12 protein-coding genes are annotated in these 12303 nt (G+C 70.6%); 11 read left to right on the top strand and 1 reads right to left on the bottom strand.

Features of this window, described 5'->3' with window-relative positions; genetic code table 11:
• Nucleotides 1-72: 72 nt before the first annotated feature.
• A complete protein-coding gene (locus tag QN141_00860; GenBank protein MDR7557020.1) occupies nucleotides 73-426 on the bottom strand; it encodes a hypothetical protein in 354 nt (117 codons plus the stop codon).
• A gap of 68 nt (nucleotides 427-494) precedes the next feature.
• Between QN141_00860 and QN141_00855 the strand changes: the two genes are divergently transcribed.
• The 11 genes from QN141_00855 to QN141_00805 all read left to right on the top strand — a co-directional run bounded on the left by QN141_00855 (nucleotide 495) and on the right by QN141_00805 (nucleotide 12196).
• On the top strand, nucleotides 495-920 hold the full coding sequence (locus QN141_00855; protein MDR7557019.1) for a hypothetical protein: 426 nt from the start codon (nucleotides 495-497) through the stop codon (nucleotides 918-920).
• A gap of 100 nt (nucleotides 921-1020) precedes the next feature.
• A complete protein-coding gene (locus QN141_00850; protein ID MDR7557018.1) occupies nucleotides 1021-1857 on the top strand; it encodes a cyclase family protein in 837 nt (278 codons plus the stop codon).
• Nucleotides 1858-1866: 9 nt separating this feature from the next.
• Nucleotides 1867-2901, top strand: a complete 1035-nt coding sequence (gene thrC / locus QN141_00845) for a threonine synthase (GenBank protein MDR7557017.1) — start codon at nucleotides 1867-1869, stop codon at nucleotides 2899-2901.
• Nucleotides 2902-2914: 13 nt separating this feature from the next.
• Entirely contained in the window at nucleotides 2915-5395 is a 2481-nt protein-coding gene (locus tag QN141_00840) for an ATP-binding protein (GenBank protein ID MDR7557016.1), read from the top strand.
• A gap of 83 nt (nucleotides 5396-5478) precedes the next feature.
• Nucleotides 5479-6783: a TolC family protein gene (locus QN141_00835; GenBank protein MDR7557015.1), complete on the top strand. Its 1305-nt coding sequence runs from the start codon at nucleotides 5479-5481 to the stop codon at nucleotides 6781-6783.
• A 17-nt stretch (nucleotides 6784-6800) separates the two neighbouring features.
• Nucleotides 6801-8255, top strand: coding sequence for an efflux RND transporter periplasmic adaptor subunit (locus QN141_00830; GenBank protein MDR7557014.1), 1455 nt, complete (start codon nucleotides 6801-6803; stop codon nucleotides 8253-8255).
• A 5-nt stretch (nucleotides 8256-8260) separates the two neighbouring features.
• Complete coding sequence (locus tag QN141_00825; protein MDR7557013.1) at nucleotides 8261-8977, top strand: ABC transporter ATP-binding protein; 717 nt, start codon at nucleotides 8261-8263, stop codon at nucleotides 8975-8977.
• On the top strand, nucleotides 8974-10194 hold the full coding sequence (locus QN141_00820; GenBank protein MDR7557012.1) for an ABC transporter permease: 1221 nt from the start codon (nucleotides 8974-8976) through the stop codon (nucleotides 10192-10194). The genes QN141_00825 and QN141_00820 overlap by 4 nt, the downstream gene beginning before the upstream one ends.
• Nucleotides 10195-10202: 8 nt before the next feature.
• A complete protein-coding gene (locus QN141_00815; GenBank protein ID MDR7557011.1) occupies nucleotides 10203-10706 on the top strand; it encodes a hypothetical protein in 504 nt (167 codons plus the stop codon).
• A gap of 15 nt (nucleotides 10707-10721) precedes the next feature.
• Nucleotides 10722-11504, top strand: a complete 783-nt coding sequence (locus QN141_00810; GenBank protein ID MDR7557010.1) for an SDR family oxidoreductase — start codon at nucleotides 10722-10724, stop codon at nucleotides 11502-11504.
• A complete protein-coding gene (locus QN141_00805) occupies nucleotides 11504-12196 on the top strand; it encodes an alpha/beta fold hydrolase (GenBank protein ID MDR7557009.1) in 693 nt (230 codons plus the stop codon). Before QN141_00810 ends, QN141_00805 begins: the two co-directional genes overlap by 1 nt.
• Nucleotides 12197-12303 lie beyond the last annotated feature (107 nt).

Here is a 12303-nt window from a genome sequence, read left to right as displayed (position 1 = left end):
ATCGCCTCCGCTGGCACTTCCGACGCTACACCCGAGGCCTGCGGCCGTCAATTCGGAACTGTCGTTCGCCGGCTAGCCCTTCTTCCCCGGCGAGGTTGTCGGGAAGGGAATGAGCCCCGTCTGTCGCTTCCGGCCGATCTCCCGCGACTGCGGGACCCGGGGATGGTGCATGATGTTGAAGTCCAGCCTCTTGCCGCAGGCGCAGGTCCGCTCCAGTTCCACGGCGGCGTCGACCCAGATCTTCCCGGCCTGTTCCGCCGCGGCGCGGGCCGCTGCGACGGCGCCCGACGCCTGCTCCGCCCTATCCTCGGCTTCGCCCATCTCACGGGGGGCGGAACCGCTCAGGACGTAGAGCAGGGCCTTGGGGTAGTACACGCTGTAACGCCTTCCGCAGCCGCCGCAGGGGAAGGTAAAGACCAGGGCCATGGCATCATTATACGGACCTGCTAAAATAGAGGAAACCTCGCGGCACCGTCGCGACTGAAGGGGGCACGATGGCGATGCGCGCACTGCGGACAATCCTGCTGGGAGGTGGAGTCGTGGCCTTCGGCCTCCTGATGTTCGTCGCCGGCTGGATCGCCGCCGGGCGCCCGGCGCTCGCCGCGCCGTCCGCCGTGCCCGCACAGTTTCCCCTGCAGGAAATGATCCCGCTGCCGGGCCCCGATCGGATGCAGGGACCGGGGCAGGGACAGGGCCAGGAGTGCGAGCCGTTGATCCTCTTCTACCACCAGGGCCAGCTCTATCAGCTCATGCCCGGACCGCAGGACCAGCAGGGGCGCCCTGGCAGCCCGCCCGAGTACTTCCCGATCCGGCCCTACCAGGGGCCGCAGATCCCCGGGCTGCCTTTCCAGTTGCCGCCCGGTTCGTCTCCCCGGATCCCCCAGGGCCCGGGGTTCCAGCCGGTGCAGCCGCGGTTCTGATCGATCCCCCGAGGCAGAGTAACCGGACGCGGTAGGAACCGGCGCCGCGACACCGAACCCTTGCCCTCAATTTCCTCCACGGGGCAGGGGGTGAGATCCGATGTGTGTTCCGCAGACCTTTGAGGCGCTGCAGAGCAGCCGGCGCGATTTCCTCCGGCTGGCCGCGGGGACCGTCCTGGGCGCGGCGCTGGGCGGGGTGGCGAAGCTGCGTGCGCCCGTCACGGCCGAGGCGCGCAGCGTAACGGTGAACAATGTGCAGGACCTCACGCATGTCCTGCATCCACGCTTTCCGAGCTTCAATCCGGCGTTCTTCCCGAAGTTCGAACGGAAGACGTTCGTCACGATCAAGAAGGACGGGTTCTACGGGAATGTCCTCACCTACTGGGAGCACTCCGGGACGCACATGGACGCGCCCCACCACTTTGTGACGGGCCGGTGGATGGTGCACCAGATTCCCGCCGGGCGTCTGATCGCTCCCGCGGTGGTCATCCACATCCACGAGCGGGCGGCGACCTCCGCCGACGCGCAGGTGACGCCCGACGACATCCGCGCCTACGAGCGGCGCTTCGGGCGCATCCCCCGCGGGGCGCTGGTCTTCATGCACAGCGGATGGGAGGCGCGGGTCAACGACGAGGCCGCCTACCGCAATCCGGACGCCAAGGGGACGATGCACTTCCCGGGATTCCATCCCGAAGCGGCCGAGCTGCTGGTACAGGAGCGCGACATTGTGGGCATCGGCGTGGACACGCTGAGCCTGGACTACGGGGCCAGCACCGACTTCAAGACCCACGTCACCATTCTCGGCGCGAACAAGTACGGGCTGGAGAATGTGGCGAACCTGGCCCGCATCCCGCCCCGGGGGGCCACGGTGTTCGTCGGCGGTCCGCGGATCCAGGACGGGTCGGGCGGTCCGACCCGCGTCATCGCCGTCTGGTAGACTGGTCATGTGTGGCGCGGTGTCATCGCGGAGTACCGGCCCTACCTTCCCGTCACGGAGGGCACGCCCGTGGTCACCCTGCTCGAGGGCGGGACCCCGCTGTTGCGCGCAGGGTTTGCTGGGGCGGAGGCGGACGCGGTCCGGCTGAAGGTCGAGGCGGGGAACCCGACGGGTTCGTTTAAAGACCGCGGCATGACGGTCGCGGTCAGCAAGGCCCTCGAGGCCGGAGCGCAGGGGGTGATCTGCGCCTCGACCGGCAACACCGCGGCGTCGGCGGCGGCCTACGCCGCCCGGGCGGGGCTGCCCTGCACGCTCCTCATCCCCGCCGAAGGCGTGGCGCTGGGCAAACTGGTGCAGGCGGCGGCCCACGGCGCGACGATCGTCCCCGTGGCCGGGACCTTTGATCAGGCCCTGGACTTGGCGCGCCAGGCCGCGGAACGGTTCAACCTCACGCTGGTCAACTCCGTGAACCCCTATCGCCTGGAGGGGCAGAAGACCGCGGCCTTCGAGATCTGCGACGTCCTGGGGCGGGCGCCGGAGGCGCTGGTCATTCCCGTCGGCAACGCGGGGAACATTACGGCCTATTGGAAGGGGTTCACCGAATATCACGCGGCGCGCCGCATCGCGACGCGTCCGCGCCTCATCGGCGTGCAGGCCGAGGGAGCCGCCCCGCTGGTTCTCGGCCGGCCGGTGGAGCACCCCCGGACGGTGGCTTCGGCGATTCGCATCGGCCGGCCGGCGAGCTGGGACGGGGCGGTGCGTGCTGTGGAGGAGTCCGGCGGGGAGTTCCTCACCGTCACCGACGAGGAGATCCTGGCGGCGCAGGATCTCCTGGGTCGGGAAGGGGTGTTCGTGGAGCCCGCCTCCGCCGCCGCGGCGGCCGGCTGGCTCAAACTGCGCCGGCTGGGGCGCGCCCCCGCCGATGCGGTCTGCGTCCTCACCGGCCACGGCCTCAAGGACCCCGCGGTCATCCAGCAGCGCCTCACGCTCCCGCCGCCCGTCCCCGCCACGCCGGAAGCGATAGGAAACCTTCTGCACCGGTGAGAAGCGAGTAACGATGACTCCGAGCCACGACAGCCGAGCGCGTCACCGCCTCCGACCGGAGCAGCTGCGCTGGACCTGCGATCCCGAGAGCCTGCCCTTCCAGACCACCGCAGAACTCCGCGGCGACGAGGTGATCATCGGTCAGGATCGCGCCGTCCGCGCCCTCGATCTGGGCCTGAGCATCCAGCAACCGGGGTACAACATCTACATCGCCGGACCGGTGGGCACGGGCCGCACCACCTACGCCACGAAGAGGATCCAGGCCGTCGCGGCCAGGCGTCCGGTCCCTCCCGACTGGTGCTACCTCTACGACTTCCAGCAGCCCGACCAGCCCATCGCCGTGAGTCTGCCTCCCGGACAGGGCGCGCAGTTCCGCCGCGACATGGCCCGGCTGGTCGAGGACCTCAAAGAGACCATCCGCAAGCTGCTCAGCAGCGAGCGCTTTGAGAGCCGGCGAACGCAGCTGCTCCAGTCCTTCGAGGCGCGGATCAACGAGATCTGGCAGGAGCTGGAGAGTCAGGCCCGCGCGCTGGGCTTCCTCCTGCAGCGGTCGCCGGGCGGGATTGCCACCGTCCCGGTGGGTCCCTCCGGCGAGCCGATTTCCCAGGAGCTGTTCAGCGCGCTGACGGAGAAGCAGCGGGAAGAGATCCAGCGCCGCGGCCGCGAGCTGCAGGAGGGCGTGAGCGAGGCCCTGCGCAAGGTGCGGGCCCTGGAGCGCGAGGCGCGGGAAGCGGTGAGCCAGCTGGAGCAGCAGGCGGTGCGCTCCGCCGCCAGCGATCCGGTGGGCCGCCTCAAGGAGCGCTACGGAAGCAATCCGAAGATCGCGGCCTGGCTGGACCGGCTGCTGGCGGACGTGGTGGAGCACCTCGACGACTTCAAGGAGACCGAGGAGCCTCCCCCCTTCCCCATCGGTCTGCTGGCCCGTCGCGGCGACCGGCTGCGCCGGTATGAGGTGAACCTGGTGGTGGACAACAGCCACCTCCAGGGCGCGCCGGTAGAGGTGGAGACCAACCCCACCTACTACAACCTCCTGGGGAAGGTGGAGTACCGCGGCGAACTCGGCACGTTGGTCACGGACTTCACGATGATCAAGGCCGGCGCGCTGCAGCGGGCCAACGGCGGTTTTCTGATTCTCCAGGTGAAGGATCTGCTTCTGAACGCCTTCTCCTGGGAAGCCCTCAAGCGCGCCTTGAAGAGCGGGGAGGCGCGTATCGAGAACCTCGGCGAGCAACTGGGGCTTATCGCCACGGCCACCCTGCGGCCCGAGCCCATTCCGCTCTCGGTGAAGGTGATCCTGATTGGGACGCCGCTGATCTTTCAACTGCTCTACGTGTTCGATGAAGACTTCCGCAAGCTGTTCAAGGTCAAGGCCGACTTCGACGTGGAGATGAACCGCACGCCGGAGACGGCCGAGGGGTACGCCGCCGCCGTGGCCGCGATCTGCGCCAAGCACCGCCTCCGTCCCTTCGACCGCGGCGCCGTGGCCAAGATCCTGGAGTACAGCGCGCGCCTGGCCGAGCGCCAGGACCGCTTTTCCACTCGGTTCAACGAGGTGGCGGAGATCGTCTTCGAGGCCGATGCCTGGGCGGCGCAGGCCGAACGCGACGTGGTCACCGCCGCGGACGTCACCCGGGCGATCGAGGAGAAAGTCTACCGCTCCAACCGCGTCGAGGAGAAACTGCGCGAGATGATCGCCCAGGGCCAGCTCTTGGTGGACGTGGCGGGCACCAAAGTGGGCCAGGTGAACGGCCTCTCCGTCCTGCAGGTCGGCGACTATACGTTCGGGCACCCCAGCCGGATCACGGCGCGTACGTTCGTCGGCAGCCGCGGCGTGGTGAACATTGAGCGCGAGACGGAGATGTCCGGCCGCATCCACAGCAAGGGGGTGGCGATTCTGGCCGCCTACCTGGGCGGGAAGTACGCCCAGGAGCGCCCGCTGAGCCTCAACGCGTCGCTGACCTTTGAGCAGACCTACACCGAGGTGGAGGGGGACAGCGCCAGCTCCACCGAGCTCTACGCCCTGCTCTCCGATCTGGCCGGCGTGCCCATCGACCAGGGGATTGCCGTGACCGGCTCCGTCAACCAGAAAGGGGAGATTCAGCCCATCGGCGGCGTCAACGAGAAGATCGAGGGATTCTACCAGGTCTGCAAGGTGATGGGCCTGACGGGGTCCCAGGGCGTGATCATCCCCGTCCAGAACCTGCCCAACCTGATGCTGCGCGAGGAAGTGGTCGACGCGGTGGCTCAGGGGAAGTTCCACATCTGGGCGGTGCGGACCGTCGACGAGGGGCTGGAGATTCTCACCGGCCTGCCTGCGGGCGAAGCCCGCGAGGACGGAAGCTATCCGGAGGGGACGATCAACGCCCGCGTCAGCAAGCGGTTGGCCGAGCTCGCGGAGCGCCTGCGCCGGTTCGCTCCCGGCGCCCGCCCCGCCGAGGGGAAGAACGAGGGATCGGCGGACACGGCCAGGGACGAGGGAAAGAGAGCGCAGTAAACTCCGCAGGCTCCGCGGCCGTTATAAACAAGCGGGATGCAGGGACGCCGCCCTGTCTCCCGCCCTTTCTTCCTGGAGGACCGATGCGCACTGTTGCTGCCGTCGCTATCGTCTGTCTGTCTTCTGCACTCGTCGTCCCGCCCGCGGCGGAGGCGCAATCCCAGCCGGTCCCGGAGGCCGTGACCTTCGAGGCGGCGCTGGTTTCGGCGCTGACCCGCCATCCGACGGTCATCGCGGCGGAGCGCGCGGTGGAGGCCGCCGAAGCCCGACTGGTCCAGGCGCGCGCCGGAACGGCGCTGCAGGTCGGCCTGAGCGGCCGCGCCTCCTATGGGACGATCAGCAGTACCACCGGGGCGCCGACCGGAGGCGAACCCTCCCCCTCGCACAACATCTCCGTGGGCGCTTCGCTGCCCCTGTACGACGGCGGCCTGCGGGCGCTGCAGATCCTGCAGGCGCAGGCCCTCCTGGACGCCGCCCGGGCCCAGCTCGCCGCCGCGCGGCAGGATGTGGTGCTGGCCGCGGCCCAGGCCTACTTCCAGGTGCTCCGCGCCCGGCGGACCGTGGAGGTCCGCGAGGCGGTGCTGCGCACGGCCCAGGCACAGGTGGAGCAGGCCGAGGCGTTCTTCCGGGCGGGCACCGCCGCCCAGGCCGATGTGGTCCGCGCCCGTGCCGCCGCGGCCACCGCCTTTGCCGAAGTTGTCGCCGCCCGCGGACAGGTGGAGACGGCCCTGGCGGCCCTCCGCTCGGCGATGGCCGTCCCGTTGCACCAGGCGGTGTCCGTCAGTGACCCGGCGATGCCGGCCGTTCCCACGGTCGCCGCAGCCGATGCCGCCGCCGAAGCGGTACGCCAGAGGCCGGAGGTGCGCCGCGCCGAGGCGGAAGTGCGCGGTGCGGAGGCGGCCCTGCGTCTGGCGCGGCTGGCCGCGGGGCTGCAGGTGAGCCTCGGGGCAACCACCACGGTACAGGTCTCGCCGGATCCCGGGCAGGCGGGGTGGGGAATTTCCGCCACCGTCTCCTACCCCCTCTTTGATGCCGGACGGACCGCGGCGGCGGTGCGGGAGGCCGCGGCAAATCTCCAGGCGGCCACCGCGCGCCGCGACGCCACGGTCCTTCAGGTGCAGACGCAGGCCTACCAGGCCGTGGTCGGGCTCGCCGCCGCCTCGGCCCGCGCCGAGGCGACGCGGGTCAGCGCCGAGGCGGCGCAGGAAGCCCTGCGGGTGACCGAGGGGAGATACCGGGCGGGCGTAGGTACGCTGGTGGACGTGTTGACCGCTCAGAGCGATGCCGCAGAGGCGCGCGTGGCTGCGGTGCAGGCCGTCTACGACCTGCAGCAGGCCGTGGTCACTCTGCAGTACGCCCTCGGACGTGCGCTGGTGGCGGGCCGCTGATGCGGCCGGAGGGGATGATGAAGCAACGGTCGGTCGTGGCCGTCGTTGTGGTCCTGGCCGTGGCCGGGGCGGTCTTTGCGGCGGTGCGGGACCGGGAGCGCGCAGAGACTCCGCGCTACCGGACCGCAGAGGTCACGCGGGGCGATCTCGTCGTGAGCGTCTCGGCCTCCGGCTCGGTGCTGGCCGCCTCGCTCGTGGAGGTGAAATCCCGCGCCACGGGCGAGGTGCGATCGGTCTTCGTCCGCGAGGGCGATCAGGTGCGGCGCGGTCAGGTCCTGGTCGAGATCGACGATCCCGATGCCCGCGCCGCGGTGGCCACCGCCCGGGCGGCGCTGGCGGCGGCCCAGGCCAGGGTGGAGCAGACGGAGGCCGCGGTGGCCTCGCAGCGGGCCAACACGGCGGCGGCGATCCGTCAGGCCCAGGCCGGGGTCGAGGCGGCGCGGGCGCGCCTGCAACAGCAGATGCGCGGACGCCCGGAGGAGATCCGGCAGGCGGAGGAGGCCCTGGCCCAGGCCCGGGCGGCGGAGTCGCTGGCCCGGCAGAACCTGGCGCGGCAGCAGCAGCTCTTCGCTGAGGGCTACCTCCCCCGGTCCGCCCTGGATCAGGCGCAGAACCAGTACGACGTCGCCGTCTCCCAGCGCCGGGCGGCGGAGGCCCGGGCGGCGCAGGTACGCGCCGGCGGCTCCGCCGAGGACATCGCGGTGGCGCGCGCCCAGCTCCGCCAGGCCGAGGCACAGCTGGCCGAGGCCCGCAACGGCGAGCTGGTCGTCCGCCAGCGCGAGGCGGATGCGGTGGCGGCCCGGGCGCAGCTGCGGCAGGCGGCGGCCGATCTGGTGCAGGCGCAGGAGCGCCTGGCGGAAGGGCGGATCACGGCGCCCATCGATGGGGTCGTGGTTAAACTCTCGGTCCAGGTCGGGCAGTCGGTCATCGGCACGGCCACGGGAGGCACGCCGGTGCTCACGCTGGCGCAGCTGTCGCCGGTGCTGGCCCAGGTGATGGTGGACGAGTCGGATATCGCCCGGCTCACCCCCGCCGCGGCGGTGGAACTCACCGCCGACGCCCTCCCTGACGTCACGTTCCGGGGAAAGATCGACCGCATCACCCCCCAGCCTGTGGTGAATCAGAACGTCACGCAGTATGCCGTCATCGTCGAGGTGACCGACCCCCGACGGCAGCTGGGCCTGGGCATGACGGTGGACGCCGAGTTTATCCTGGCCCGCCGCGCCGGCGTGCTCCTTGTCCCGCAGGAGGCCGTACGCGGAAAGGAGAGCAAGGCGGTGTTCGTCGTGGAGGGAACGAAGCTGGTCCCCAGGGTGGTGGGAACCGGGTTGAGCGACGGCCGGTTCGTTGAGATCACCAGCGGCCTGCGGGAGGGCGAGCTGGTCTACCTGGGAACGGCACGAGCTCAGCCGACGACTCCGTCTGCGCCCGGGGGCAGTCCCTTCCAGCCCCGCTTCGTCCCGCGACGGTAGGCGCGATGGCGCTGCTGGAACTGCGCAACGTGACCAAGGTGTACCGCATGGACGGCGTCGAGGTCCACGCCCTGCGCGGCGTCGATCTGCGGGTCGACGCCGGAGAGTTCGTGGCCATCATGGGGCCGTCCGGGTCCGGCAAGTCCACCTGCATGAACATCCTGGGCTGCCTGGACCGTCCCACGGCGGGGACGTACATCCTGGACGGGACCGACGTGAGCGAGCTCGACGAGGTGGCCCTGGCCAGGATCCGCAACCGGCGGGTGGGCTTCGTCTTCCAGAGTTTCAACCTGCTCCCCCGCGCCTCCGCCGTGGAGAACGTCGAGCTTCCGCTGATCTACGCCGGCGTCCCCGACCGCCGTCGGCGTGCGCTGGCCGCCCTGGCCAGCGTCGGGATGGAGCACCGCGCCCATCATCTTCCGACCCAGCTCTCCGGAGGGGAGCAGCAGCGCGTGGCCATCGCCCGGGCGCTGGTCACGGCGCCGGCGCTGGTGCTGGCCGACGAGCCCACGGGAAATCTGGATACGGCGACCAGCGACGAGATCCTGGGCCTGCTGCAGCGGCTGAACGAGACCGGCATCACGATCGTCGTGGTCACCCACGAAGCCCAGGTGGCGGCCTGCGCCCGCCGCATCATCCATTTTCGCGACGGCCGCATCGAGGGTCAGGAGCCGGTGGAGCGCCGCCGCCTCCTCCGGCCGGAGGAGGCGCCCACCCGGTGAGTCTCCGCAGCAGCGTCCAGATCGCCCTGCGCGCGCTGGGGGCGAACCCCCTGCGGTCCCTCCTGACCATGCTCGGCGTGATCATCGGCGTGGCCGCAGTCGTCACGATGGTGAGTATCGGCCAGGGTGCCCGGCAGTCGGTCGCCCAGCAGGTCCAGGCCCTGGGGAGCAATCTGCTTACGGTCTTCCCCGGCTCGGTCGGGCAGTTCGGCGTGCGACAGGGCCTGGGCTCGAGCCAGACGTTGACCTGGGAGGATGCCCAGGCCATCGCGGCCGAGGTTCCCACCGTGGAGGCGGTGGCCGCGGAGTTTTCCCGCACCGCCCAGGCCGTGCGCGGCAATGCCAACACCGTCACCAGCGTGGCCGGCGTGACCCCGGCGTTTCAGGAAGTGCGCAACTTCTTCGTGGCGGAAGGGTCGTTCTTCACCGACGTCGATATGGCTTCGCGCGCCCGCGTGGCGGTCCTGGGGCGCACGGTGGTGGAGAACCTCTTCGGCGACCGCTCCGCCTCGCCGCTGGGGGCCAGGATCAAGATCAACCGCGTCACCTTTACGGTGATCGGGGTGATGGAGGAGAAAGGCGCGACGGGGTTCATCGACCGCGACGATGTCATCTTCGTCCCCCTGAGCACGGCGCAGCGCCGTCTCTTCGGCGTGGACTTCGTCCGCAGCATCTACGTCAAGGTGCGCACCGCCGAGGAGATGTCCCTGGCCCAGGAGCAGGTGGAAACGCTGCTGCGCCGGCGGCACCGCATCGCTGCGGGCGCGGACAGCGACTTCACCATTCGGAACCAGGCCGACATCATCCAGACCTTCCAGGGGGTGACGCAGACCATGACGCTGCTGCTGGGGAGCATCGCCGCGGTCAGTCTGCTGGTGGGCGGGATCGGGATCATGAACATCATGCTCGTTTCGGTGACGGAGCGGACGCGCGAGATCGGGATCCGCAAGGCGGTCGGCGCCACCCCGGGCGACATCATGATCCAGTTCGTGGTGGAGTCGTTGGTCCTGAGCCTGACCGGCGGCGCGGTGGGACTGCTCCTGGGGATCGGCGGCAGCAGGGCGGTTTCCCGGCTGGCCGGATGGGCGACCCTGGTCTCGCCGGGCTCGCTCGTCATGGCGGTGACCTTCGCCGCCGCCGTGGGGATCTTCTTCGGCATCTATCCGGCCCGGCGGGCGGCGGCGCTGGATCCCATCGTCGCCCTGCGGTACGAATAGGGCCTCCGATGAGACGCCGTACCCTGCAGGTCCTGCTGGCCGGCGCGGTCGTCGCCGTGCTGGTCGTCGGGGGAGTCGTCTACGGACGGCTCCGGTCGCGCCCCGCCGCGGCCCGCGGCGATCCGGCCGTCCTGGCCGCCCTGGCGATCATGGCCCTCGAGCGCAGCGGTGATCGGGCCTTAAGCAGCGCGCAGGTGGCCGTCGTCCTTCCGCTGCTGCGCGTGCTGCGCGACACCGATCCCGAGGATGTGGAGGCGTCGCGGGCCCTGGTCCGGCAGATCCTCGATGCGCTCACCCCCGAGCAACGCCGGGAGATCCGGCGCCTGCAGCAGCAACGGCGTCGTCGGCAGGAAGGCGGGGCGGGCCAGGATCCGGGAGTGTTGCGCGGGCGCCGGGAATCGGGCCCCGTGGGGAGTGTCGCCCCGGGCGGTCCCGCCGGCGGTCTCTCCCGGGCCGAGATCCGACGCCGTGTGCTCGACCGTGTCATCGCCAGGCTGGAACAACGTCGCTGACGGACGGAGGGGAGTATGGACCTGGGGCTGGAGGGACAGGTGGCCGTGGTCGCCGCGGCAAGCCGCGGGCTGGGCAAGGCGATCGCCCGGGGGTTCGCCCGGGAAGGGGCGCGGGTGGCCATCTGCGGGCGCACCGAATCGGCGCTGCGCGCCGCGGCGGAGGAGATCGGCCGGGATGTGCTGGCCGTGCCCGCGGATGTGAGCCGGGCGGACGATGTGGAGCGGTTCGTCCGCGCCGTCGCCGACCGTTTCGGGCGCATCGACATCCTGGTGAACAACGCCGGCGGCCCGCCCTCGAAGCCCTTCATCGAGATCAGCGACGAGGAGTGGTGGGCGGGTGTGGGGCTCAACCTGATGAGCGCGGTGCGGCTGTGCCGGCAGGTGGTCCCCTACATGCGGGCTCAGGGCGGAGGCCGGATCATCAATGTGACATCCTTCACGGTGAAGCAGCCCCTGCCGAATCTGGTGCTGAGCAACGCGGTGCGCCTGGCCGTGGTCGGGCTGGCCAAGACGCTGGCCGCGGAGCTGGCGCCCGACCGCATCCTGGTGAACACCGTCTGCCCCGGGCCCATCGCCACGGAGCGGCTGCAGTCGCTGACCAGGACCTACGCGGAGCGGGAGGGGACCACCTACGAGGAGGCGGAGCGGCGGTTGTGGACCGGGCAGATCCCGCTGGGTCGCCTGGGGACCCCGGAGGAGTTCGCCAACGTGGTGGTCTTCCTCGCCTCGCCTCGGGCCAGCTTTGTCACCGGCACCACCCTCCAGGTGGACGGCGGCCTGGTGAAAGCGGTGATGTGATGCGCCTCCGCAACCTCGGGCTGCTGGCCGTCCTGGCCCCCCTGCTCTGGGCGGCGACCGCACCGGCTGCTCCTGCACCGCAGGCCGTCACCTTCCGCAGCAGGGACGGGATCACGCTGCGGGGCCGACTGTGGTCCGGCGGGTCCACCGCGGTGGTCTTCTCCCATATGTTCGGAACCACGCAGTCGATCTGGTTCGATCTGGCCGACTACCTCGCCGGGCAAGGGTACACCGTGCTCACCTTCGACTTCCGCGGCGTCGGGAGTTCGTCCGGTCGCCTGGTGATTCGTAACGTCTACCGGGACACGATGGCCGCAGCCGCCTTCGTCCGCTCGGACCGGCCGCGACGGGTGGTCCTGATCGGCGCCAGCATGGGCGGCACCGCCTCGATCGTGGCCGCCGCGCACGAACCGGTGGACGGACTGGTGGTCATCGCGAGCGGAACGAGGTTCCAGGGCCTGGACGCCCGGCCGCATCTCGGGCAGCTCCGGATGCCGAAGCTCTTCATCGCCGGGAGCCGGGACCTGCCCTTCAACACCAGCGCCCGGGTGATGTTCGAGCGCACGCCGCCTCCCAAACAGCTCATGCTGGTCCCCACCGCGTTGCACGGGACCTATATGCTCCGCTCCGCGCGCCACCGGGAGCAGATCTACCGAACGATCTCCACCTTCCTGCGCGCGGCCGTCCGGTAGCGGCGTGCCGATGGTATGCTGTGAACGCGTCTCCCCCGCGGGAGGGATCCTCCCGCCCGGCGTGGGAAGGAGATTCTCCCGGTGGCCCGACAGAGGACGGTGTAGCG

Source organism: Armatimonadota bacterium (genome assembly GCA_031459765.1).
In the GTDB taxonomy this organism is placed as follows: Bacteria; Sysuimicrobiota; Sysuimicrobiia; order Sysuimicrobiales; family Kaftiobacteriaceae; genus Kaftiobacterium; species Kaftiobacterium secundum.
This window is presented reverse-complemented; position numbering and strand designations above follow the sequence as displayed.

What these genes read in the sequence shown, in the direction of transcription:
- QN141_00840 (MDR7557016.1), top strand. Translation starts at nt 2,915, where the DNA reads ATGACTCCGAGCCACGACAGCCGAGCGCGTCACCGCCTCCGACCGGAG.
- QN141_00825 (MDR7557013.1), top strand. Translation starts at nt 8,261, where the DNA reads ATGGCGCTGCTGGAACTGCGCAACGTGACCAAGGTGTACCGCATGGAC.
- QN141_00855 (MDR7557019.1), top strand. Translation starts at nt 495, where the DNA reads ATGGCGATGCGCGCACTGCGGACAATCCTGCTGGGAGGTGGAGTCGTG.
- QN141_00860 (MDR7557020.1), bottom strand. Translation starts at nt 426, where the DNA reads ATGGCCCTGGTCTTTACCTTCCCCTGCGGCGGCTGCGGAAGGCGTTAC.
- QN141_00805 (MDR7557009.1), top strand. Translation starts at nt 11,504, where the DNA reads ATGCGCCTCCGCAACCTCGGGCTGCTGGCCGTCCTGGCCCCCCTGCTC.
- QN141_00810 (MDR7557010.1), top strand. Translation starts at nt 10,722, where the DNA reads ATGGACCTGGGGCTGGAGGGACAGGTGGCCGTGGTCGCCGCGGCAAGC.
- QN141_00815 (MDR7557011.1), top strand. Translation starts at nt 10,203, where the DNA reads ATGAGACGCCGTACCCTGCAGGTCCTGCTGGCCGGCGCGGTCGTCGCC.
- QN141_00830 (MDR7557014.1), top strand. Translation starts at nt 6,801, where the DNA reads ATGAAGCAACGGTCGGTCGTGGCCGTCGTTGTGGTCCTGGCCGTGGCC.
- QN141_00835 (MDR7557015.1), top strand. Translation starts at nt 5,479, where the DNA reads ATGCGCACTGTTGCTGCCGTCGCTATCGTCTGTCTGTCTTCTGCACTC.
- QN141_00850 (MDR7557018.1), top strand. Translation starts at nt 1,021, where the DNA reads ATGTGTGTTCCGCAGACCTTTGAGGCGCTGCAGAGCAGCCGGCGCGAT.